The organism is Pseudomonas sp. SW-3 (assembly GCF_016615645.1).
GTDB classification, from domain to species: Bacteria; Pseudomonadota; Gammaproteobacteria; order Pseudomonadales; family Pseudomonadaceae; genus Aquipseudomonas; species Aquipseudomonas mandelii.
Genome location: NZ_CP067098.1, coordinates 3,093,465 through 3,116,749, shown reverse-complemented (window position 1 = coordinate 3,116,749; position 23,285 = coordinate 3,093,465). Strand labels below are relative to the sequence as shown.

Sequence of the window (23,285 nt, the reverse complement as noted above, 5' to 3'; positions counted from 1 at the left end):
TCGCCCAAGATAGTCGTCAACGCGTCTCAGGGGAAGTGTGCGGTGGATGAAACCGTCCTCCCCGGCGTTAAAAAAAACCAATAACGAGGTCTTTATGAATGCCCCTTTCGATCAGCTCCTCACGTGGCTGAAAGATCACAAGATTACCGAAGTCGAGTGTGTGGTCAGTGACTTGACCGGCATTGCACGCGGCAAAATCGCACCCACCAACAAGTTCCTGCATGAGCGAGGCATGCGCCTGCCGGAAAGTGTGCTTTTGCAAACGGTAACCGGGGACTTTGTCGACGACGACATCTACTACGACCTGCTCGACCCGGCCGACATCGACATGGTCTGCAAGCCCGTCGCCGACGCGGTGTATGTGATTCCATGGGCCATCGAGCCGACCGCCATCGTGATCCACGACACCTTCGACAAGTTCGGCAACCCGATCGAACTGTCGCCGCGCAACGTGCTGAAGAAAGTGCTGCAGCTGTACACCGACAAAGGCTGGCGGCCGATTGTCGCGCCGGAAATGGAGTTCTACCTGACCCAGCGCTGTGAAGACCCGGACCTGCCGCTCAAGGCGCCGCTGGGCCGTTCGGGCCGTGCGGAAAGCGGTCGTCAGTCGTTTTCCATCGACGCCGCGAACGAATTCGATCCGCTGTTCGAAGACGTCTACGACTGGTGCGAACTGCAAGGCCTGGACCTCGACACACTGATCCACGAAGACGGCCCGGCGCAGATGGAAATCAACTTCCGTCATGGCGATGCGCTGGACCTGGCCGACCAGATCACTGTGTTCAAACGCACCATGCGTGAGGCGGCGCTCAAGCACAACGTCGCGGCGACGTTCATGGCCAAGCCGATTGGCGACGAGCCCGGCAGCGCCATGCACATCCACCAGAGCGTAGTCGACATTGCCACGGGTCAGCCGATCTTCGCCAATGCCGACGGCACGATGAGCGAGCTTTTCCTGCACCACATCGGCGGTCTGCAAAAGTACATCCCCAAAGTGCTGCCGATGTTCGCGCCCAACGTCAACTCGTTCCGCCGCTTCCTGCCGGACACCTCGGCCCCGGTCAACGTTGAATGGGGCGAAGAAAACCGCACCGTCGGCCTGCGAGTGCCGACCTCGACGCCAGATTCGATGCGCGTGGAGAACCGCTTGCCGGGGGCTGACGCCAACCCGTACCTGGCGATCGCGGCCAGTTTGTTGTGCGGTTATCTGGGCATGGTTGAACGCGTCGAACCGAGTGCGGCGGTGCAAGGTCGAGCCTACGAGCGCCGCAACCTGCGCCTGCCGATCACCATCGAGGATGCGCTGACGCAGATGGAAGAGAGCGAAACCATCGGACGGTATCTGGGCGACAAATTCGTGCGCGGTTACGTGGCAGTCAAGCGTGCCGAACACGAGAATTTCAAGCGAGTGATCAGTTCCTGGGAGCGTGAGTTCTTGATGCTTAGCGTCTGAAAACCACGCGAGATCACGCGCCCCCCTGTAGGAGCGAGGCTTGCCCGCGAAGAGGCCGGTCCGTTCAACATCGTCGTTGACAGTCAGGCCGCCTTCGCGGGCAAGCCTCGCTCCTACACAGTCTAATAACTAAAGAGGTGTCGAATGCGTCTATTGAAATCCATGGTGCCGGCCGCGCTTGCCGTGCTGTTCAGTGCCGTTGCCCAGGCTCAACCCACCGTCAGCGTCTACAACTGGACCGATTACATCGGCGAAACCACCCTCGCCGACTTCCAGGCCAAATCCGGGATCAAGGTGATCTACGACGTCTTCGATTCCAACGAAACCCTGGAGGGCAAGTTGCTCGCCGGGCGTACCGGGTATGACGTGGTCGTGCCGTCCAACCACTTCCTCGCCCGTCAGGTGAAGGCCGGCGCGTTCCTCAAGCTGGACCGTGCGCAGTTGCCCAACTTCAAGAACCTCGACCCGAAATTGTTGGCGCTGCTGGAGAAAAACGATCCGGGTAACGAGCATTCCGTGCCGTACCTGTGGGGCACCAACGGCATCGGCTACAACGTCGACAAGGTCAAGCAAGTGCTCGGCATCGACCGCATCGATTCCTGGGAAGTGCTGTTCGAACCGGAAAACATCAAGAAACTCAGCCAGTGCGGCGTGTCGATGATGGACTCGGCCGATGAAGTGTTCCCGGCGATTCTCAATTACATGGGCATGGACCCGCGCAGCGAGAACCCTGAAGACTTCAAAAAAGCCGAAGCCAAACTGTTGAGCATCCGGCCTTACATCACCTATTTCCACTCCTCCAAATACGTGTCGGACCTGGCCAACGGCGACATCTGCGTGGCCTTCGGCTATTCCGGTGACGTGTTCCAGGCCGCCAACCGGGCCAAGGAAGCCAAGAACGGCGTGAACATCGCCTACGCCATTCCGAAGGAAGGCAGTAACTTGTGGTTTGACCTGTTGGCGATTCCTGCCGATGCCAGCAACCCGAAAGAAGCCCATGCCTTCATCAACTACCTTCTGGACCCGCAAGTGATTGCCAAGGTCAGCGCCTCGGTCGGCTATGCCAACCCGAACCCCGCCGCCAAGGAGTACATGGACGCGGAGCTGGTGAACAACCCTGAGGTTTACCCACCTCAGGCAGTCCTCGACAAACTCTACATTTCGACCACCCCGCCCCAGGCGATCATGCGACTGATGACCCGTTCCTGGAGCAAAGTGAAGTCCAACAAATGAATAACGAACACGCACATTCCTACTACGCGGCCACGGCCAAAGGCCTGACGCCCTACCCCACGCTGGCCTCGGACCTTGTGGCCGATGTCTGCGTGATCGGCGGCGGTTTTACCGGGGTCAACACCGCGATCGAGCTGGCTCAGCGCGGGCTCTCGGTGATTGTGCTGGAGGGCCGGCGGATTGGCTGGGGCGCCAGCGGGCGCAATGGCGGGCAGTTGATCCGCGGCATCGGCCATGACGTCAGCGGTTTCACCCGGTACGTCGGTGAGGACGGGGTGCGCTATCTGGAGCGTGCGGGGATCGACTCGGTGGAACTGGTGGGCAATCGCATCCGTGAACACGGGATTGAGTGCGACCTGCGCTGGGGGTTCTGCGAGCTGGCCAACACCAAGGCGCAATTCGCGGCGTTCAAGGCGGAGCGCGACAGTCTGGCCGAATCAGGTTACGCCCACGAAACCCGTCTGGTCGGGCCGGAGCAGATCCGTGAGCAAGTGGTGGACTCAAGCGTCTATGCCGGTGGTCTGGTCGACATGGGTTCGGGCCATTTGCATCCGCTCAATCTGGTGCTGGGCGAAGCAAGGCTGGCGCAATCCCTTGGGGTGCAGATCTTCGAGCAGAGCCCGGTTCTGGAGTTGATCCATGGCAGCACGGTGCAGGTTCGCTGTGCCGGTGGCACGGTACGCGCGGGAAGTCTGGTGCTGGCCTGCAACGCGCACCTTGAAGAACTCGAACCGAAGCTCAGCGGCAAGGTGCTCCCGGCCGGCAGCTACATCATCGCCACCGAGCCGTTGGCACCTGAGGTTGCCGCGCAGTTGATCCCGCAGAACCTCGCGTTGTGCGACCAGAAAGTCGGCCTGGATTACTACCGGCTCTCGGCGGACCGGCGCTTGCTGTTTGGCGGCGCCTGCCATTATTCCGGGCGCGATCCGGCTGACATCACGGCGTACATGCGCCCGCAGATGCTCAAAGTCTTCCCGCAATTGCGCGATGTGCGCATCGACTATCAATGGGGCGGCCGGATCGGCATCTCCGCCAATCGCTTCCCGCAAGTTGGCCGCTTGAGTCAGCACCCGAATGTGTTTTATGCCCAGGGTTACTCGGGGCATGGGCTGAACGTCACGCATTGGTGCGCGAAGCTATTGGGTGAAGCGATCCATGCCGGGCACAGTCGAGGGTTCGACGTGTTCAGCGCCGTGCCGCACATGACTTTTCCCGGCGGGCCGATGCTGCGCTCGCCGTTGCTGGCGCTCGGGATGTTCTGGTATCGCCTGCGCGAACTGGTTGGCTGACAGGCCGCTATCGCGAGCAGGCTCACTCCCACAGGGGATTTTCGGCGGACACAGCATTTGTGAACGACGACGATCCCTGTGGGAGTGAGCCTGCTCGCGATAAACGATAACGCGGTCAATCAGTTGTTTAGGCCTTTCGATTTGCTCAATCGCAAGGCACTTCTATATTGAGGAGGTGCTCTGACTTTCCTGCGTCCTGGCGAGTGCGGCCAATGGCTACGACTGACCAACTGATCATCTGCGAGCACTGCGACTGCGTGTATGAAAAAGTCACGCTCGCCAAACATCAAAAAACCCTGTGCACACGCTGCGGCGGTGTGCTCCAGCGCTATAACGGCCTGACGGTGGAACAACGCCTGGCGTTGACCTGGACGGCGTTGATGCTGTGGATTTTCGCCAATTTCTACCCGGTCATGAGCATCAGCCTCAAAGGCCTGAAAAACAGCGCAACCCTCTGGGACTCGGTGCTGGCCCTGAGCCTGGGGCCGATCACCTTCATTGCCATGGTGGCGGCGATCGCGATGATCATCGCGCCGATTTTTCAGCTGTTGTTGCTGATCTGGGTGCTGAGCTATGCCCTCGCCTCCCGGCGCTCGCCCGGTTTCAGCTTCTGCATGCGCTGGCTGGAAACCCTGCGGCCCTGGAGCATGCTCGAAGTCTGTCTGCTGGGGGCCATGGTCGCGGTGATCAAGCTCGCCGGGTTGCTGGATGTGCTGCCCGGCATCGGTCTGTTTGCCCTGGCCGTGCTCAGCCTGATGATGATCCGCATCGCCGGGCGCGATATCCGTGAGCTGTGGGACATTCTATGACAACGCCTCCGGTCGCCAGCGAACTCAACCTCTGCCTGTGCCACAGCTGCGGACTGGCCTGCGACATGACAGGTGAACCGCACGAATGCGAGCGCTGCGGCGCGCCGTTGCATCGGCGCAAAACCAACTCGCTGACCCGCACCTGGGCCTACCTGCTGACCTCATTGGTGTTTTACGTCCCGGCCAATCTGCTGCCGGTGATGAATACGAAGATGGTCGGCAACGGTGCTGACAGCACAATCATGGGCGGCGTGCTGGATTTCTGGCAGCACGGTGCCTGGGACATCGCCCTGATCATTTTTATCGCCAGCATCGCGGTGCCGGGCGTCAAGTTCGTCGCGTTAATGCTGCTGCTGATTACGGTGCATCGCAACAGCCTATGGGCGCGCAAGGAGCGATCGACGTTATACCGCTTCGTCGAGCTCATCGGTTATTGGTCCATGCTCGACGTGATCGTGGTGGCCCTGGTGGCCTCACTGGTGAAGTTTCAAGCCCTGGCCGATATCGAACCGCGTCCGGGCATTCTGTTTTTTGGACTGGTGGTGGTGTTCACCATGCTGTCAGCGATGAGTTTCGACCCGCGTCTGATCTGGGATAACGAGCAGGATAAAAACTCACACACCGAGGAGGACATGGATGAAGTCGCAAGCCACTGACGGGCCGCAAGCCCCTGGCCAGGCCCCAATCAAGACTCGTCGTTTCAGCGTTTCGCTGGTCTGGATCGTGCCAATCGTCGCAGTACTGGTGGGCATTTCCCTGGTGGTCCACAGCATGATGCAGGAAGGCCCGACCATCACGGTCACGTTCAAGACCGGCAGCGGCCTGACTGCCAACAAGACCGAGGTCAAATACCGCAATGTGGTGATCGGGCAGGTCTCGGACGTGGAACTGAGCAGCGACCAGAAGAGTGTCAACGCTACGATCAAACTGGCCAAACAGGCGGAAAGCTTCACCCGTGAAGACTCACAGTTCTGGGTGGTGCGTCCGCGTATCGGTGCCGGCGGCGTGTCGGGCATCGATACCCTGTTCTCCGGTGACTACATCGGCGCGGATATCGGCCAGTCCAACACCCGCTCGAAACACTTCAAAGGCCAGGAAAACCCGCCAGCGATTACCTATGGCGAACCGGGCAAACGCTTTACCTTGCACACCCAGGACCTCGGATCGCTGGACATCGGCTCGCCGGTCTATTACCGAAAAATTCCGGTCGGCCAGGTGGTGGCCTATGCGCTGGACCCTGACGGCAACGGTGTGAACATCGACTTGTTCATTCACGCGCCCAACGATGCCTATGTCACCGAAAACACCCGGTTCTGGAACGCCAGCGGTATTGATGTCAGCGTCGGCGCCAATGGCTTCGCGGTGAAGACCGAGTCGTTGTCATCGCTGCTGGTGGGCGGCATCGCCTTCCGCGCGCCGGAGTACAGCCCCAACGATAAACCGGCGGCCGAAGAGTATGCCTATGAACTGTTCCCCGACCAGCAAACCGCCCTCGCCCCGCCCAGTGGCAAGGGCCAATACTTGAGCCTGCGTTTCGACCAGGCCCTGCGGGGCCTCAAAGTCGATGCACCGGTGGAGTTCCTCGGCGTGGAGTTCGGCAAAGTGGTGTCGATCAATCTGGATTTCGATGCGAAAAAGCGCAGCTTCCCGGTCAACGTTGGCATCGTGATCTACCCGCAGCGCCTGGGTTCGGCCCATACCAAAATGCTCAAGGCGCTCAATCATGATCCCAATGATGAAGCCGCAGCCGTGCGCTTGATGGGTTCCTTTATCGAGAACGGTCTGCGCGCCCAGGCACGCAGCGGCAATCTGCTGACCGGCCAGCTGTACATCTCACTGGATTTCTACCCCAAGGCCGAGAAAGTCGCGTTCGATCCGAGCGCCCGTCCGGTCAGTATTCCGACCATTCCCGGCAGCCTCGAACAGTTGCAGGAAAAACTCGAAGGCATGGTCAACAAGATCAACCAACTGCCGATCGAGCGAATTGCCGGCAATCTTGACAGTAACCTCGTCGAACTGCGCAAAGGCCTCGCCCAATTCAACGCCAAGACGCTGCCGGGCGTGCAAACCACCCTGGCCGACGTCAGCAAAACCCTGCAATCGGCCAGTTCGACGCTCGCCGAAGACTCACCGCAGCGCGAACAGCTGACCCAGACCCTGGACGAACTCGGACGCATGTCGCGCTCCTTGCGTGAGCTCTCGGATTACCTGGGACGGCATCCGGAATCGCTGATTCGCGGCCGCCCCAACAACGCCGCGCCGATGGATCTGCAGGCGCCACCGCGCAACTGACCACAGGAGCAACACCATGGCTTTTTCGCTGAAGATCACCTTGGTCACCGCGCTGTTACTGCTCACCGCTTGCCGCAGTGATCCGATTCAGTTTCACACCCTGATTCCGGCGCAATTGGGTAATCAATCCAGAGGCGGTACCTCGGAGATCGAGATTGAAAGCATCAGCGTGCCGCCCCAGGTCGATCGTCCGCAGATCGTGATCCGCCAGGGCAACAGCGGCCTGGCGATACTCGAAACCGAATGGTGGGCCGCGAGCCTGGTGGATGAATTGCGCAGCGCCATGGTTGACCAACTGCTCAACAGCCACTCACAACGCAAAATGTCACTGCGCCTGGATGTGCAGCGCTTCGACTCGATTCCAGGGCAATACGCGCTGATCGATGTCAAATGGCGCCTGCGCAGCCTTGGCGACAGTGATAACACGCTGATTACTTGCCGCAGCACGTTGCAGTCACCTTCCGGTCCCAGCATTGATGAATTGGTGGTGGCCCATCAGAACAACGTCAAGCGTCTGGCCGCTGCGATCAATCAGGCGGCCGGCGGAACTTCGAAAGGCTGCCCATCGAGCCAGTGACCACACCGTTTGATTCAGACCCATCGGGCAAGGGGCCGAGGTGCTGCTAATCTGAATGTAAATGACATGTATTAACGGTTTCTTTGACGTTTTTTTCTCATTTTGAGCTCTACATTCCCTGCGATTCAAACATGCAAATGGTTCGCATTGATTGATCCGCGAATGGACGTGCATGCCTTCCAAAAGAACAGGAGCTGCCGACAGAATGTTCACCTCTACCCCTTCCTTCCTCAAAGCGGCCTTGCTGGCCACCGCCCTGCTCGGCGCCACACAGGTGTTTGCAGCGGATGACGGCATTGTGGTCTACAACGCGCAGCACGAAAGCCTGACCAAAGCCTGGGTCGAGGGCTTCACCAAGGAAACCGGCATCAAGGTCACCGTGCGCAATGGTGACGATACCGAGATGGGCAATCAGATCGTGCAGGAAGGCGCCGCGTCCCCGGCCGATGTGTTCCTGACCGAGAACTCCCCGGCGATGGTGCTGGTGGACAACGCCGGCCTGTTTGCGCCGGTTGCCCCGACGACGCTGGAGCAAGTCGAGGCGGCTTATCGTCCGGCACATGGCAAATGGGTCGGGATTGCCGCGCGCTCAACCGTGTTTGTCTATAACCCTGCGAAACTGCCCGAGGCCGACTTGCCGAAATCACTGATGGACCTCGCGGGTCCGGCGTGGAAAGGTCGTTGGGGCGCTTCTCCGGCTGGTGCTGACTTCCAGGCAATCGTCGCTGCAGTGCTGGAACTCAAGGGTGAAGCCACAACGCTGGAATGGCTCAAAGGGATGAAAACCAACGTTACGGCCTATCGCGGCAACAGCGCCGTGCTCAAGGCGGTGAATGCCGGGCAGATCGACAGCGGCGTGATCTATCACTATTACAGCTTCGGCGATCAAGCCAAGACCGGCGAAAACAGCAACAACACGGCCCTGCACTACTTCAAGCACAAGGACCCGGGGGCCTTTGTCAGCGTCTCGGGGGGCGGCGTATTGGCGTCCAGCAAGCACAAGGAACAAGCCCAGGCGTTGCTCAAATGGATCACCGGCAAGGACGGCCAGGACATCCTCAAGACTGGCAAGTCGTTTGAATACGCCGTGGGCAAAAACGCGCCATCCAATCCGAAACTGGTGCCTTTGTCGCAACTCGACGCCCCGGTGGTCGATGCGTCGAAACTCGACAGCAAAAAAGCCGTGGACCTGATGACTCAGGCGGGGCTGCTCTAATTGATCCCTGAATCCCTGCCAACCGGTATCCCCGCGGCGATACCCGTCAACCTGCGACGACGCGCCCGTAGCGTCTTCGCCGGTCGCGGTGGCGCCTGGGTAATCGGTTTGTCGGTGCTGGTGTCGTTGCTGGCACTGATGCCGATTGCCTTCGTCATCGGCGTGTCGATACAAACCGGCTGGACAACGCTGGTGCCGCTGGTGTTCCGGCCTCGGGTCGGCGAGTTACTGATCAACACCGTGTTGCTGGTGGTGATCACGATTCCGATGTGCATCAGCCTGGGCCTGGCGCTGGCCTGGTTGACGGAGCGCACCAACCTGCCCGGGCGACGTGGCTGGTCGTTGCTGGCGATCGCGCCGCTGGCGGTGCCAGCCTTCGTGCACAGCTATGCCTGGGTCAGCCTGGTACCACCGATTCACGGCCTGTTTGCCGGGATTCTGGTCTCGGTGATCGCCTACTTCCCGTTCCTGTACTTGCCGATTGCAGCGACGTTGCGCCGGCTCGACCCGGCGATCGAAGACGTGGCCGAATCCCTGGGGCTAAAGCCCTGGGCGATCTTTTTCCGGGTGGTGTTGCCGCAACTGCGCTTGGCCATCTGTGGCGGTGCGTTGCTCGTGGGCCTGCACCTGCTGGCCGAATATGGCCTGTACGCGATGATCCGCTTCGACACCTTCACCACGGCGATCTTCGATCAGTTCAAATCCACCTTCAACGGCCCCGCTGCCCACATGCTGGCCAGCGTGCTCGCCCTGTGTTCCCTGCTGATGCTGACCGCCGAATCGGCCGCTCGCGGTACGGCGCGTTACGCCCGGGTCGGTTCCGGCAGCGCGCGTGAACAACGGGTGGTGCGCCTGGACGCTCAAGCCACCGTGCTGGGGTTGATGCTGCAAATCACCACCTGCGCCCTGGCCTTGGGTGTGCCGCTGATCACCTTGGGCAAATGGCTGATCGCGGGCGGCCCGCAAGTCTGGGACTTGGCAGAGCTTGTGCCGGCGCTGGAACAAACCCTGCTGCTGGGGATTTGCGGCGCAGTCCTGACCACCTGCGCCGCCATCCCGATTGCCTGGCTGTCGATTCGCTCGCCGGGTCGGCTGCAGCGTTTGCTGGAAAGCTGCAACTACATCACCAGCTCGTTGCCCGGGATCGTCGTCGCCCTGGCCTTGGTCACCATTACCATTCATTTCGCCCGACCGATCTACCAGACCACGATCACCGTCCTGTTGGCGTATCTGCTGATGTTTTTGCCCCGCGCCCTGGTGAGTTTGCGTGCGGGCATCGCGCAGGCACCGGTCGAACTGGAAAACATGGCGCGCAGCCTCGGCCGCTCGCCTGCGCGGGCACTGTGGCTGATCACCCTGCGCCTGGCCGCGCCCGGGGCCGCCGCCGGTGCCGCGCTGGTGTTTCTGGCGATCACCAATGAGCTGACCGCGACCCTGCTGCTCGCCCCCACCGGCACGCGCACCCTGGCCACCGGTTTCTGGGCCATGACCAGCGAAATCGACTATGCCGCCGCCGCGCCCTACGCCCTGCTGATGATTGTGCTGTCGCTTCCGTTGACCGCAATTCTTTATTACCAATCCAAACGAACGGCTGGACGATGAACGCTCTGGAACTGCACGCGATCTGCAAATATTACGGTTCTCAGCGAGCGCTGGAGAACGTCAGCCTGTCGGTGCCAAAAGGCAGCCGGACAGTCATCGTTGGCCCATCGGGTTCCGGCAAAACCACGTTGCTGCGGATGATCGCCGGTTTCGAATTCCCGGACACGGGCAGTATTTCGCTCGACGGCCAGACACTCGTCGACGACACCCATGAAGTCCCGGCGCATCAGCGCTTGATCGGCTATGTCCCCCAGGACGGCGCGCTGTTCCCGCACATGACGGTGGCCGCCAATATCGGTTTCGGGCTGTCGACCAAAGGCGAGGCGAAGCACCAGCGAATCGCTGAGTTGATGGACAGCGTGGCCCTCGATGCGAGCATGGCCCAACGTTGGCCTCATGAGCTTTCCGGTGGTCAGCAACAGCGAGTGGCGCTGGCGCGTGCGTTGGCGCAGCAACCACGGCTGATGTTGCTGGATGAGCCGTTTTCGGCCCTTGATACCGGCCTGCGGGGCGAAATGCGCAAAATGGTCGCGCGATTGCTGTCCGACGCCGGCGTCACCACCATCCTGGTCACCCATGACCAGAGCGAAGCCTTGTCGTTCGCCGATCAGTTGGCGGTAATGCGTGACGGCCGGCTGGTGCAGTCGGGCCATCCGCTGGACCTTTACCGCTATCCCGACGACGAACAGACCGCGCTGTTTCTTGGAGATGCCGTGGTCATGCCCGCCAGGATCGAGGCCGGGTGGGCCCATTGCGATCTGGGCCGCATCCCGGTCAACAACCACCGGAACAACAATGCGGCGCAGATCATGCTGCGCCCCGAGCAGTTGCAACTGGTCAGCATTCAGCCCAGCCCGACCGAAGTCGCCGGGTGCCGCGCCGTGGTGACAGAGCGGGATTTCAGCGGCAACACCTGCACCTTGACCGTGGAGTTGCAGCCTACCGTCGCCGGCGACCCGCACGGTCGATCACTGATGGTGCGCAGCTCTGGCCTGTACGCGCCGCCCGCTGGCAGTGAGGTTCACGTATCAACCATCGGCCATGCCCATGTGCTGAGTGAACCCTGAATCCACGCCATCACAGATCAAAGCGATCCACCGCCCGACGCCGCTCGTTGTCGTCGCGCACATCGTAGTTGGCCGTCGTCTGGATGTTGCTGTGATGAGCGAGTTTTTGCGCGATCGACAGGTCATGCTCTTCGATCACCCGGGTGATGAACGAGCGCCGGAAATCATGCGGCATGATCTTCACCCCGACCTGCGCACCGCGCTGCCGGGCGATGTAATAGATCGCGTGTTTGGTGATGCGCTCGCGGGTGATGTGGCTGCCGCGACGGATGCGGTTGAACAGGAACGGGTCGTCCACCTCGCCTTCCTTGAGGTGCGAACGGCGCAGTTCCAGCCAGGCCTGCAGTTTTTCAAAGGCCCAGGCCGGGGCGTATTTGATCAACTGCTTGTTGCCCTTGGCGGTGACCCGCAAGCTGCGCTCGCTGAAATCCACCTGTGACAGGTCCAGGTTCACCGACTCGGATTTGCGCATTCCCGAACCGTACAAAATCCCGATGATGGCGGCGTCTCTCAGGCCTTGAGGACGCGGGTCGGCGGCACACACCGCCATCATCTCCTGAATCAGCGAGCGCCTGAGGTTGCGCCCCTGGGACAGACGCGTGCCGGCAATCCCTTTCACCGAGCGCATTTTCAGCAAGTGTTCCTGACTGATCAGGCTCATGCGCCACGCTTCGTTCATCACCCCGCGTACCGCATTGACGTACAGCGACGAGGTATTCGGTGCGTAGCCGTCTTCGCGCAATGCCGCGACCAGCGCAATCACATTGTCGGGTTGGAGCTGATGCCAGGGAATCTCCTCGACGTTCATGTCTTCGAAACCCAAACGGTCGGCCGCATCCTGCAAAACGTAGCGCATGGTCAACTGACTGGAGGGCGCCAGTCGGGCCAGGTAGACAGTCATCGGGTTGGTCTTCGAAGCAACAGAGTGGGTATTAACTAAGTCAATCAAACGAAACGGCCTTGAGTGGAAACAATTCAGTAAATACAACTAAGGATTGAAACATTGTTCATATAAAGGGGAACACTTCCGCAGGACTTCTCTTCTAAAAATCGCGATAAACGGCAGAAGTCTGAACAGTGGCTGTATGACTTTCAGATAAACGATTCGAAGACCGGTTTTTCATGTTCCTTTCACAAAATCGGGCATAACCTTCAATCAAGCCGACGAGCCCTTGTGGGTCGTCACGCTGCCGGTCGCGGCCCGGAAAGTCAATTGATGGCTACCTGCTCCGACAGTCAACCCCTTGAAAACACGCTTCTTTCGGCGATTTTGCTGAAGGAAGCCGTTCGCCCGGAGATTCTTATGAATGCGGCGTTTCTCCCCTTCTCCCGCCCGACTATCGGCGATGAGGAAATCGCAGCCGTAGAGCAAGTATTGCGCTCCGGCTGGATCACTACCGGGCCGAAAACCCAGCAACTGGAAGAGCAATTTGCCCACTATGTCGGCTGCCGTCATGCCGTTGCACTTTCTTCGGCCACTGGTGGTATGCATATCACGTTACTGGCCTTGGGCATTGGTCCGGGCGATGAAGTCATTACGCCGTCGCAGACCTGGGTGTCCACCGCCAACATGATCTGCCTGCTGGGTGCCAAACCGGTCTTCGTCGACGTTGACCGCGACACGCTCATGTGTGACCTGGCCAGCATCGAGGCGGCGATCACGCCGCGCACCCGGGCAATCATTCCGGTGCATTACGCCGGTGCCGCCTTCGACCTTGATCCACTTTACGCATTGGCCGACAAACACGGCATCCCCGTCATCGAAGACGCCGCCCATGCAGCAGGCACCTTCTATAAAGGTCGACATGTCGGCGCTAAAGGCACGGCGATCTTCTCATTCCACGCGATCAAGAACATGACCTGCGCCGAGGGCGCGATGTTCGTCAGCGACGACACCGCGCTGGCCAACCGGGTACGCATGCTCAAGTTTCATGGGCTGGGCGTTGATGCCTACGATCGGCTGACCCACGGTCGCAGACCTCAGGCACAAGTGATGGAGCCGGGTTTCAAATACAACCTGGCCGACATCAATGCCGCCATCGCCCTGGTGCAGCTTGAGCGTCTGGGTGCGATCAACGCCAAGCGCACCGAGCTGGCGCGCACCTACCTGCAACGCCTCGAAGGTTTACCGGTGCAACCGCTGGCCATCCCGACGTATCCGCAGCGGCACGCGTGGCACCTGTTCGTCCTGCGCATCGACGCCGAGCGCTGCGGACTGGATCGCGATGCCTTCATGAGGGCCTTGCAGGAACAGAACATCGGCACCGGCATTCACTTCATCGCCACGCACCTGCACACCTGGTACCGCCAGCGTTTCCCTGACCTTCACCTGCCCAACACCGAATGGAACTCGGAGCGCCTGTGCTCGATTCCGTTGTTCCCCGACATGACCACCGATGACGTCAATCGTGTCGTCGACGCCATCGAAAACACACTGGAAAAAAGCCTGTGAAACCGTATCCGATCCGTTGCGTGTCGATCGTCATCCCGGTCTACAACGAACAGGACAGCCTGCCCGAGCTGCTCAGGCGGACCGAAGCGGCCTGCCGTTTGTTGCGCCATGACTATGAAATCGTGCTGGTCGATGACGGCAGCCGCGACAACTCCGCACAAATCCTCGAGGAGACCGCCAATCGAGAGTGCAGCCCGGTGGTGGCGGTCATTCTCAACCGCAACTACGGCCAGCACGCGGCAATCATGGCCGGTTTCGAGCAGTGCAAAGGCGATGTGGTGATCACCCTCGACGCCGACCTGCAAAACCCGCCGGAAGAAATCCCTCGCCTGGTGGCGCAGGCCGAGCTGGGCTATGACGTGGTTGCCACGGTACGCAACAACCGCCAGGACTCCGCGCTGCGCCGCTGGCCGTCGAAGCTGATCAACCTGGCCGTACAGCGCTCGACCGGTGTGGCCATGAGCGATTACGGCTGCATGCTGCGCGCCTACCGCCGCAGCATCGTCGACGCGATGCTCGCCTGCCGCGAACGCAGCACCTTCATTCCGATCCTGGCCAACAGCTTTGCCCGGCACACCACGGAGATCCTGGTGACCCACGCCGAACGTGAACACGGCGAATCCAAATACAGCCCCATGCGCCTGGTCAACCTGATGTTCGACCTGATCACCTGCATGACCACCACGCCGCTGCGGTTGCTGAGCATCGTCGGTTTCGCCATGGCCGGACTCGGCTTGCTGTTCGCCACGGCGTTGATCGTCCTGCGCCTGGTGTTCGGCGCCGAATGGGCCGGCGACGGCACATTCGTGTTGTTCGCCGTGCTGTTTGTGTTCACCGGCGGGCAGTTCATCGGCATGGGCCTGTTGGGCGAATACCTGGGCCGCATGTACAGCGACGTCCGCGCCCGCCCCCGATTCTTCGTCGAGAAAGTCCTGCGTAGCCAACCCGCCACGCCAGCACCCGTTGTCACCGTCGACGGCCTCACTAACACTTCTTCCGATCAGGTTCTCTCATGAGCGCAAAAGCTGTTGTCTTCGCCTATCACGATATCGGCTGTGCCGGCATCGAAACCCTGCTCGACTCAGGCTTCGAGATCGCCGCGGTGTTTACCCACGCTGATGATCCGAAGGAAAACACCTTTTACGCCTCCGTGGCGCAACTGTGTGCGCGCAAGGGCATCCCGGTTCATGCCCCGGAAGATGCCAACCATCCGTTGTGGATCGAGCGCATCAGCAAGCTGAAACCCGATTACCTGTTCTCGTTCTACTACCGCCAGCTGCTGAGCGAACCGCTGTTGGCCACGGCACGCAAAGGTGCGTTCAACCTGCACGGTTCGTTGTTGCCACGCTACCGGGGACGGGCACCGGCCAACTGGGTGCTGGTCAACGGTGAAAGTGAAACCGGCGTGACCCTTCACCGTATGGTCAAGCGCGCCGACGCCGGCGCAATCATCGCCCAGCAACGGGTGGCCATTGAACGCAGCGACACGGCGTTGAGCCTGCACGGCAAATTGCGTGTGGCCGCCATCGACCTGCTGCGCGATGCCTTGCCGGCGTTGCGTCAAGGCACCGTCAGCGAAACCCCGCAGGATGAATCCAAAGCCACGGTGTTCGGACGTCGCACCCCGGCCGACGGCAAGCTTGTGTGGAAGCGCCCCGCCGAAGAACTGTTCAACCTGGTCCGCGCCGTCACCCAGCCGTACCCAGGCGCGTTCTGTGCCGTTGGCGAACACAAGCTGATCGTCTGGAGCGCAGAAGTTGCCAAGGGCAACGCAGGCCAGGCACCGGGCCGGGTCATCAGCGTCGATCCGCTGCGCATTGCCTGTGGCGAAGACTCTTTGGTCATCACCTCCGGCCAGCGTAACGACAACGGCTTGTACCTGAGCGGTCCGCAACTGGCCAGCGAACTGGGGCTGGTCGACGGTTCCGTGTTGCGTGGCGCCGAGTCCGGCCGCGCGCCACGCCGCACTCGGGTGCTGATCCTGGGCGTCAACGGCTTCATCGGCAATCACCTGTCCGAGCGGCTTTTGCGCGACGACCGATACGAGGTGTACGGCCTCGATATCGGCTCCGATGCCATTGACCGCTTGCGCAGCCATCCGCGTTTTCACTTCGTCGAAGGCGACATCAGCATTCACTCCGAGTGGATCGAATACCACATCAAGAAGTGCGACGTGATCCTGCCGCTGGTGGCGATAGCCACGCCAATCGAATACACCCGCAACCCGCTGCGGGTGTTCGAACTGGACTTCGAAGAGAACCTGAAACTGGTGCGCTACTGCGTCAAATACAACAAGCGCGTGATCTTCCCGTCGACCTCCGAAGTGTATGGCATGTGCCAGGACCAGAACTTCGACGAAGACAGCTCCAACCTTGTCGTCGGCCCGATCAACAAGCAACGCTGGATCTACTCGATCTCCAAGCAGTTGCTCGACCGGGTGATCTGGGCCTACGGCCAGAAAGGCCTGAACTTCACCCTGTTCCGTCCTTTCAACTGGATGGGCCCGCGCCTCGACCGGCTGGACTCGGCGCGGATCGGCAGCTCCCGGGCCATCACCCAACTGATCCTGAACCTGGTGGAAGGCACGCCGATTCGTCTGTTTGACGGCGGCGAGCAGAAACGCTGCTTTACTGACATTGCCGACGGCGTCGAAGCGCTGGCACGGATCATCGACAACGAGAACGATGCCTGTAATGGCCAGATCATCAACATCGGCAACCCGGACAACGAGGCCAGCATTCGTCAGTTGGGCGAAGAACTGTTGCGTCAATTCGAAGCGCACCCGTTGCGCGCCAACTTCCCGCCGTTCGCCGGTTTCCGCGACGTGGAAAGCAAGGCGTTCTACGGCACCGGCTACCAGGACGTATCCCACCGCAAACCGAGCATCGCCAACGCCAAGCGCCTGCTGGACTGGACGCCGACGGTGGAGATGAGCGAGACCATCGGCAACACCCTGGATTTCTTCCTGCGCGAGGCCATGCTCGAAATTGCCGAGCACTCCAAAGAAGAATCATGCTGATGCGGGCAGGCCTTCGGATCGATGTCGACACTTACCGGGGCACCCGTGAGGGGGTGCCGCGACTGCTGGAAATCCTCGATGAAGCGCAGGTCAAGGCGACGTTTTTCTTCAGCGTCGGGCCGGACAATATGGGGCGCCATCTGTGGCGCCTGATCCGCCCGCAATTCCTCTGGAAAATGCTCCGTTCCAACGCGGCCGGCCTGTACGGCTGGGACATTCTGCTGGCCGGCACGGCCTGGCCGGGCAAACCGATCGGCCGCGACCTCGGGCACTTGATGCGTCAGGCCCGGGATGCGGGCCATGAAGTCGGTCTGCACGCCTGGGATCACCATGGCTGGCAGGCCAATGCCGGGCGGTGGAGCGAGGCGCAGCTGATCGAACAGATCCGCCTGGGCGTCGACACCCTCAGCGACATCCTCGGGCAAGCCGTTGAGTGCTCGGCGTCGGCCGGTTGGCGTGCGGACGAACGCGTGATCGAGGCCAAGCAGGCCTTCGGCTTTCGTTACAACAGCGATTGCCGCGGCCAGAGCCTGTTCCAACCAAGGTTGGCCGGCGGTGGCTTGGGGGCGCCGCAGATTCCGGTGGACCTGCCGACCTTCGATGAAGTGGTGGGCCCTGCCGTTGCGGCCAAGGACTTCAACGCCTTCATCCTCGATCGCTTCACCCCTGAACACCTCAACGTTTATACGATCCACGCCGAAGTAGAAGGGATTCTGATGGCCAACGATTTCCGTCAACTGCTGGCCGATGCGCGCCAGCGTGGTATCGGCTTTAAACCCTTGGGCGACCTGCTTCCCGCAGCCCCGGGCGCCTTGCCAGCGGGCCGGGTCGTGCGCGGCCATCTCGAAGGCCGGGAAGGCTGGCTGGGAGTGCAAGGCGCATGAGCAAACGCTGGGGACTGCCGCTGCTATTGGGGTTTTTTCTGTTGGCGTATCTGTTGCCGTTGGGCAGCCACGGCTTATGGATTCCCGATGAAACCCGCTATGCGCAGATCAGCCAAGGCATGCTCCTGAGCGGCGACTGGGTATCGCCGCATTTCATGGGCCTGCGTTATTTCGAAAAACCGGCAGCCGGGTACTGGGTGATTGCGGCCAGCCAGGCCTTGTTTGGCCAGAACCTGTTTGGAGTGCGCTTTGCCTCGGCGCTGAGCATGGGCCTGAGTGTGTTGTTGTGTTTTCTGATCGCCCGTCGTTTGTGGAACGAACCGCGCAAAAGCTTTGCCTGTGCGTTGCTGTACATGAGTTTCACCGTGGTCGCGGGCCAGGCCGGCTACGCCAATCTCGACCCGCAATTCACCTTCTGGGTCAATCTGAGCCTGGTCGCGTTATGGTTCGCGCTCGACAGCGACCGCCGGGGTCCGCGCCTGACCGGTTGGGCGGTGCTGGGGCTGGCCTGCGGTATGGGATTCATGACCAAGGGCTTTCTCGCCTGGTTACTGCCGGTGCTGATCGCCCTGCCCTTCATGATTTGGCAAAAACGCTGGCGTGAGCTGCTGGTCTACGGCCCCGTGGCAATCATCGTGGCTATTGCGGTCAGTCTGCCGTGGGCGCTGGCGATTCACTCGCAGCAACCCGATTACTGGCGATTTTTCTTCTGGCACGAACACATCCGTCGCTTTGCCGGTGACGACGCCCAGCATGACGCGCCGTGGTGGTTCTATTTGCCGTTGCTGGTGGCGTTCAGTCTGCCGTGGGTGGCATTGCTGCCGTCGGCGTTGCGGCAAGCATGGACAACCCGTGGCCAGGTCCGCATTGGTTTTCTGCTGCTGTGGCTGGTAATGCCGCTGCTGTTTTTCAGTCTGAGCAACGGCAAATTGCCGAGCTACATCTTGCCCTGCCTGCTGCCATTGGCCTTGCTGTTGGGGCATACCCTGGCCGACCGACTCAAGCTGGAGCAAGGCCGGGTGCTGGGCCTCAACGGTTTGCTGAACTTGCTGCTGGGGCTGACCGCCCTGCTCGCACTGGTTTACCTGCAACTGAAAAAGCCGCTGTATAACCATGAACTGCACAACCTGGTGCTGGTGTTCATCGGCCTGATCGGCTGGATCATGGCCAACCTGCTGCAAGCTTTCAGACCCCTGCAATGCTGGGCCGCACCGGCCTTCGGCAGCCTGCTGCTGATCGGTCTGCTGCCCGCCGGGCTGCCCGACTCGGTGGTGGCCAACAAGATGCCCGACCAGTTCATCCGCCATCACGCCGATGAACTGGCGCAGACCGGGAAACTGTTGAGCAACGATCTCGGCGCCGCGGCTGCCTTGGCCTGGCGTCTGAAGCGCCCGGACGTGGCGTTGTACAACACGATAGGCGAACTGAAATATGGCCTTGCTTATCCTGACTCGGTGCAGCAGCGCGTCGATCCCGATCAGGTTCAGCAGTGGATGCGCAACGCCCGTCAGAGCGGCTCGGTCGGCGTGGTGATGCGGGTCAAGGGTGAGGACGAGCTGCAAGAAATCGAACGGCTGCCCAAGGATGGCAAGCGCTATGAACAAGGCAATCTGGTGATTCTGATCTTTCCTCAGGGTGCGTCATGAGCCTGCTCCTGCTGTTGGCCGCGTGCCTGCTGACCTGCCTGGGCCAGATCGCCCAGAAGTACGCCGTCGACAGTTGGCGGGCGAAGCCGTCAGCCTGGGGCGAGAAACTGCGCTCGCCGTGGTTGTGGCTGGCACTCGCTGCGCTGGGGTTGGGTTTGCTGGTCTGGCTGCTGGTGTTGCAGCGCCTTGAAGTCGGCATTGCCTACCCGATGCTCAGCCTGAATTTCGTGCTGATTACCCTGATCGCCCGGTTTGTCTTCCACGAGCCCATCGACCGCCGGCACTGGCTGGGCGTGGCGCTGGTGATCGGCGGTGTGATTCTGCTGGGGCAACACGCATGAGCCTGCGTCGCGGAATCAGCTTCGCCATGGGCAGCGTGCTGCTCGGCAGCGCGGCGCAGTTGGGCATGCGCTGGAGCATGACGCGCCTGCCTTCCCCCGAACATCTACTGACTTCCAGCATCGATCCAGTGGCGGTCGCCGTGGTGCTGGGGGCGATTCTGGCCTACGGAGTTTCAATGCTGTCCTGGCTCGCCGCCCTGCGGGATGTGCCGCTGGGCCGGGCCTATTCGCTGCTGAGCATCAGCTACGCGCTGGTGTATCTGCTGGCCGCCAGCCTGCCGCTGTTCAACGAAGCGTTCAGCGTTACAAAAACCCTCGGCGTGGCCCTGGTCATGCTCGGAGTCATCACCATCAACTCACGTCCGGCTCGCGCGCCCGAACGCAGGAGTGCCTCATGAAAATCAGTGTATTTGGTAGCGGTTACGTTGGCCTGGTGCAAGCCGCCGTCCTGGCGGAAGTCGGCCACGACGTGGTCTGCATGGACATTGACGAGAAGAAAGTCGAATTGCTGCAACAAGGCCACGTGAGCATTTTCGAACCGGGGCTGGCCAGCCTGGTGCGCGAAAGCCTGGAAGCCAAACGCCTGCAATTCACCACCGATGAAAAACTCGCGGTGCAGCATGGTCAGGTGCTGTTTATCGCGGTCGGTACACCGTCCCGGGACGATGGCTCGGCGGACCTGCGTTACGTGTTGTCGGTGGGCGAAGCGGTTGCACGGCATCGTGAGCAGCCGGTGATTCTGGTGGAGAAATCCACGGTACCGGTGGGCACGGGCGACACCTTGCGTGCGCATATCGACAAGTGCCTGATCAAGGTCGGCCGCTTGCTGCAGTTCGATATCGTCTCCAACCCCGAATTTCTGAAGGAAGGTTCGGCCGTGGCGGACTGCCGGCGCCCGGACCGGATCGTCATCGGCTGCGACAGCGATGACGTGCGCGACGTGATGCGCGACCTTTACGCGCCGTTCAATCGCAACCACGACCGCATCATGTTCATGGACCTGCGCAGCGCCGAGCTGACCAAGTACGCCGCCAACTGCATGCTGGCCACCAAGATCAGCTTCATCAACCAGATCGCCGAACTGGCCGAGCATCTGGGTGCGGACATCGAGTCGGTGCGCCTGGGCATCGGCGCCGACTCGCGCATCGGTTACCACTTCATCTACCCCGGCTGCGGGTATGGCGGCTCGTGTTTCCCCAAAGACATGCGCGCGCTGATTCACAGCGCCGAAGAGGCGCACTGCTCCAGCGACCTGTTGCAGGCAGTGGAAGCGATCAATCAGCGGCAGAAGCACAAGCTGTTCGAGCGCATCAACGCGTTCTACAAGGGTGACTTGCGCGGCAAGACCTTCGCCGTGTGGGGCCTGGCCTTCAAACCCAACACCGATGACATGCGTGATGCGCCGAGCCGGGTGCTGCTGGAATCACTGTGGGCCGCCGGCGCCAGCGTGCGCGCATTCGACCCGGAAGCCATGCAGGAAACCCAACACCTGTATCCCGAGGAGTCGAAGTTGATGCTAATGGGCACACCGGAATCGGTTTTGGCCGGTGCCGATGCGCTAATCATTTGCACCGAGTGGCAGCAGTTCAAGGCCCCGGATTTCAACCTGATCCAGCAACGGTTGAAGGCGCCGGTGATCTTCGACGGACGCAATTTGTACGACGCCGAACGCCTGGCACGCAGCGGTTTCCTGTACTTCCCGATAGGTCGTGGGGAATCACGCAAATTGCCGATTCCGTTCCAGCAGTGGCCCGCGAATCAGGTCGTCGCTTGATCGCCGTATCGGCGCCCATTCGCCGGCAGTCCTTGTGGCTGGGGCTGCTGGCGCTGGGGCTGTTCAGCGCCGGGGTTTATCAGCAGGCCGCCATCGGTTTCGATTCGCGTTTTGTGCTGTTTGCCCAGGAAATGCTGCGCCATGGGCCGACGGTTTTTCCGACCACCTATGGCCAGCCCTACGCCGATTACTCGGCGCTTTCGACCCTGTTCATCTGGGTCCTGTCATTGCCCTTCGGACAGGTCAACAGCCTCAGTGCCTGGTTACCAAGCGCGATTGCCGGGGCGGTAATCGTTACGCTGATGTACCGCTTGCTGGCGCCCTACTCCCCACGTTGGGCGCTGCTGAGCATCGCGTTGATGTTGATGACCAACACCTTCGTCACCGAAGTCCGAGCGGTGTCCCAGGACCTGATGCTCGCGGCGATCGCCTTTGCAGTGTTCTATCTGGGTTATGCCGCGGACCACTTTTCGGCACCCCGGCGCTGGCTGCTGATTTTCGCCCTGTTGCTTCTGGGCTTTGCGGTTCGTGGCCCGATCGGGCTGGTGGTCCCGACTGGCATGCTGTGCAGTTATTGGCTGCTTAATCGCCAATGGCAGCGGCTGTTCGGCTTCGGCCTGACGGCGGCGGTGCTGCTGGCCGCAAGCGTCGGCATGTTGTTATGGCTGGCCGAAAGCCGTGGCGGTCCCCTGTTCATGCAGGATGTCGTGCGCATGCAGTTTCTGGGGCGAATGGACGGCAGTGAAGGCGTGAGCGGTTCGCTGTATTACTTCACCGGATCGCTGGGCAACTATGCGCTGGCGTATCCGTTGGCGCTGCTGGTGTTGGCGGCAGTCTGGCTGCCCCATCAGCGCCAGGCAGGTCCGGCGCTGCGCCTGTTGCAGTACTGCACGGCGGCGGCGTTGATCGTGATGGTCGGACTGTCGATTCCCCAAGCAAAAAAGGCCCGCTACCTGCTGCCGATGTTGCCCATGGCCGCGATCATTGCCGCGTACCCGTTCCAGGTGGCGGGGGGGCGGGTTTTCGTTTGGTTGCGCGGTTTGATGCAAGGAGTGTGGTTGTTGACGCCCTGCGTATTGATCGGCGTGTTGCTGTACGCCCATCGACGGTTTCCCGAGCAACTGACCTCGATCACTTCGATGCTGATCATCCTCGCCGCGCTGCAAGTGATCGCACTGGCCACGCTTTTCAGGCCCCGATGGCGGGCACAGACCTTGGCGTTTTGCGCGGTTCTGGCGTTGTGGTCGGTGTACATTCTGGTGTTCGAACCGGTCGAACGCCGGCTCTACGACACCCAGACGTTCAGCCGCGCGGCCTTTGCGCTCGTGCAAAACGATCCGGCGCCGCTGGTATTGCATGGCATGGGTAAAGACGCGAAGGCGATCAAGTTCATGGTCAATATCGACAAGGACTTACAGCCGCTGTTCACCGAATCGATTCAGGAGCTGGAACAGCTTCAACTGCCGGCGTGGTTGATGATGGACGCGCGTGATTATCGGGCCTTGCAAGGCTCGCCGTTCGCAGCCGTGCCGCCGGTGTTGAGCGGCCGATTCGACAAAGATGATTACGTCTTGCTGCACCTCAACCTGCCTTCGCAGATGCCGAGCCCGTGAGGCTGCTGCTAAAGTGCG

The 23,285-nt window shown here is 60.9% G+C and carries 19 protein-coding genes and 1 pseudogene; 19 read left to right on the top strand and 1 reads right to left on the bottom strand.

Going from position 1 to position 23,285, the window contains the following annotated elements; translation table 11 throughout:
- Positions 1-94: 94 nt before the first annotated feature.
- From JIO00_RS13960 to JIO00_RS13915, 10 genes are all read left to right on the top strand, one after another.
- Positions 95-1,453 (top strand): glutamine synthetase family protein, encoded by a 1,359-nt coding sequence (locus tag JIO00_RS13960; RefSeq protein WP_145307202.1) that lies wholly within the window; start codon positions 95-97, stop codon positions 1,451-1,453.
- 144 nt (positions 1,454-1,597) lie between these two features.
- A complete protein-coding gene (locus JIO00_RS13955; RefSeq protein WP_010460089.1) occupies positions 1,598-2,686 on the top strand; it encodes a polyamine ABC transporter substrate-binding protein in 1,089 nt (362 codons plus the stop codon).
- A complete protein-coding gene (locus tag JIO00_RS13950; RefSeq protein WP_200668519.1) occupies positions 2,683-3,975 on the top strand; it encodes an NAD(P)/FAD-dependent oxidoreductase in 1,293 nt (430 codons plus the stop codon). Before JIO00_RS13955 ends, JIO00_RS13950 begins: the two co-directional genes overlap by 4 nt.
- A 212-nt stretch (positions 3,976-4,187) precedes the next feature.
- Entirely contained in the window at positions 4,188-4,784 is a 597-nt protein-coding gene (locus tag JIO00_RS13945) for a paraquat-inducible protein A (RefSeq protein ID WP_010460085.1), read from the top strand.
- Entirely contained in the window at positions 4,781-5,440 is a 660-nt protein-coding gene (locus JIO00_RS13940) for a paraquat-inducible protein A (RefSeq protein ID WP_102593783.1), read from the top strand. The genes JIO00_RS13945 and JIO00_RS13940 overlap by 4 nt, the downstream gene beginning before the upstream one ends.
- On the top strand, positions 5,421-7,076 hold the full coding sequence (locus JIO00_RS13935) for a PqiB family protein (RefSeq protein ID WP_010460081.1): 1,656 nt from the start codon (positions 5,421-5,423) through the stop codon (positions 7,074-7,076). The genes JIO00_RS13940 and JIO00_RS13935 overlap by 20 nt, the downstream gene beginning before the upstream one ends.
- A 16-nt stretch (positions 7,077-7,092) precedes the next feature.
- The gene (locus tag JIO00_RS13930; RefSeq protein ID WP_083376798.1) at positions 7,093-7,653 is read left to right on the top strand and encodes a PqiC family protein; all 561 of its coding nucleotides are present in this window, start codon (positions 7,093-7,095) and stop codon (positions 7,651-7,653) included.
- A gap of 205 nt (positions 7,654-7,858) precedes the next feature.
- Positions 7,859-8,869 carry an iron ABC transporter substrate-binding protein gene (locus JIO00_RS13925; RefSeq protein WP_200668518.1) on the top strand — a complete coding sequence of 337 codons (1,011 nt, stop codon included), beginning with the start codon at positions 7,859-7,861 and terminating at the stop codon, positions 8,867-8,869.
- Positions 8,870-10,471, top strand: coding sequence for an ABC transporter permease (locus JIO00_RS13920; RefSeq protein ID WP_200668516.1), 1,602 nt, complete (start codon positions 8,870-8,872; stop codon positions 10,469-10,471).
- Positions 10,468-11,538 (top strand): ABC transporter ATP-binding protein, encoded by a 1,071-nt coding sequence (locus tag JIO00_RS13915; RefSeq protein ID WP_200668515.1) that lies wholly within the window; start codon positions 10,468-10,470, stop codon positions 11,536-11,538. The genes JIO00_RS13920 and JIO00_RS13915 overlap by 4 nt, the downstream gene beginning before the upstream one ends.
- 10 nt (positions 11,539-11,548) lie before the next feature.
- Here JIO00_RS13915 and JIO00_RS13910 read toward each other — a convergent pair whose 3' ends face one another.
- Complete coding sequence (locus tag JIO00_RS13910) at positions 11,549-12,439, bottom strand: site-specific integrase (protein WP_010460071.1); 891 nt, start codon at positions 12,437-12,439, stop codon at positions 11,549-11,551.
- A gap of 402 nt (positions 12,440-12,841) precedes the next feature.
- Between JIO00_RS13910 and arnB the strand changes: the two genes are divergently transcribed.
- The 9 genes and pseudogenes from arnB to JIO00_RS13865 all read left to right on the top strand — a co-directional run bounded on the left by arnB (position 12,842) and on the right by JIO00_RS13865 (position 23,267).
- Positions 12,842-13,990, top strand: coding sequence for a UDP-4-amino-4-deoxy-L-arabinose aminotransferase (gene arnB, locus JIO00_RS13905; RefSeq protein ID WP_145307359.1), 1,149 nt, complete (start codon positions 12,842-12,844; stop codon positions 13,988-13,990).
- A complete protein-coding gene (gene arnC, locus JIO00_RS13900) occupies positions 13,987-15,006 on the top strand; it encodes an undecaprenyl-phosphate 4-deoxy-4-formamido-L-arabinose transferase (RefSeq protein WP_200668514.1) in 1,020 nt (339 codons plus the stop codon). The genes arnB and arnC overlap by 4 nt, the downstream gene beginning before the upstream one ends.
- The gene (arnA, locus tag JIO00_RS13895; protein ID WP_200668513.1) at positions 15,003-17,009 is read left to right on the top strand and encodes a bifunctional UDP-4-amino-4-deoxy-L-arabinose formyltransferase/UDP-glucuronic acid oxidase ArnA; all 2,007 of its coding nucleotides are present in this window, start codon (positions 15,003-15,005) and stop codon (positions 17,007-17,009) included. Before arnC ends, arnA begins: the two co-directional genes overlap by 4 nt.
- Complete coding sequence (gene arnD / locus JIO00_RS13890; protein WP_200668512.1) at positions 17,009-17,893, top strand: 4-deoxy-4-formamido-L-arabinose-phosphoundecaprenol deformylase; 885 nt, start codon at positions 17,009-17,011, stop codon at positions 17,891-17,893. The genes arnA and arnD overlap by 1 nt, the downstream gene beginning before the upstream one ends.
- The gene (gene arnT, locus JIO00_RS13885; protein WP_102593779.1) at positions 17,890-19,539 is read left to right on the top strand and encodes a lipid IV(A) 4-amino-4-deoxy-L-arabinosyltransferase; all 1,650 of its coding nucleotides are present in this window, start codon (positions 17,890-17,892) and stop codon (positions 19,537-19,539) included. Before arnD ends, arnT begins: the two co-directional genes overlap by 4 nt.
- A complete protein-coding gene (gene arnE / locus JIO00_RS13880; protein WP_010460060.1) occupies positions 19,536-19,880 on the top strand; it encodes a 4-amino-4-deoxy-L-arabinose-phosphoundecaprenol flippase subunit ArnE in 345 nt (114 codons plus the stop codon). The genes arnT and arnE overlap by 4 nt, the downstream gene beginning before the upstream one ends.
- Positions 19,877-20,278, top strand: a complete 402-nt coding sequence (gene arnF, locus JIO00_RS13875) for a 4-amino-4-deoxy-L-arabinose-phosphoundecaprenol flippase subunit ArnF (protein ID WP_077748391.1) — start codon at positions 19,877-19,879, stop codon at positions 20,276-20,278. Before arnE ends, arnF begins: the two co-directional genes overlap by 4 nt.
- A pseudogene (locus JIO00_RS13870) lies at positions 20,275-21,656 on the top strand (UDP-glucose dehydrogenase family protein); the annotation flags it as partial. The gene arnF and the pseudogene JIO00_RS13870, both read left to right, overlap by 4 nt.
- Positions 21,654-23,267 carry an ArnT family glycosyltransferase gene (locus JIO00_RS13865; protein WP_442793951.1) on the top strand — a complete coding sequence of 538 codons (1,614 nt, stop codon included), beginning with the start codon at positions 21,654-21,656 and terminating at the stop codon, positions 23,265-23,267. The pseudogene JIO00_RS13870 and the gene JIO00_RS13865, both read left to right, overlap by 3 nt.
- Positions 23,268-23,285 lie beyond the last annotated feature (18 nt).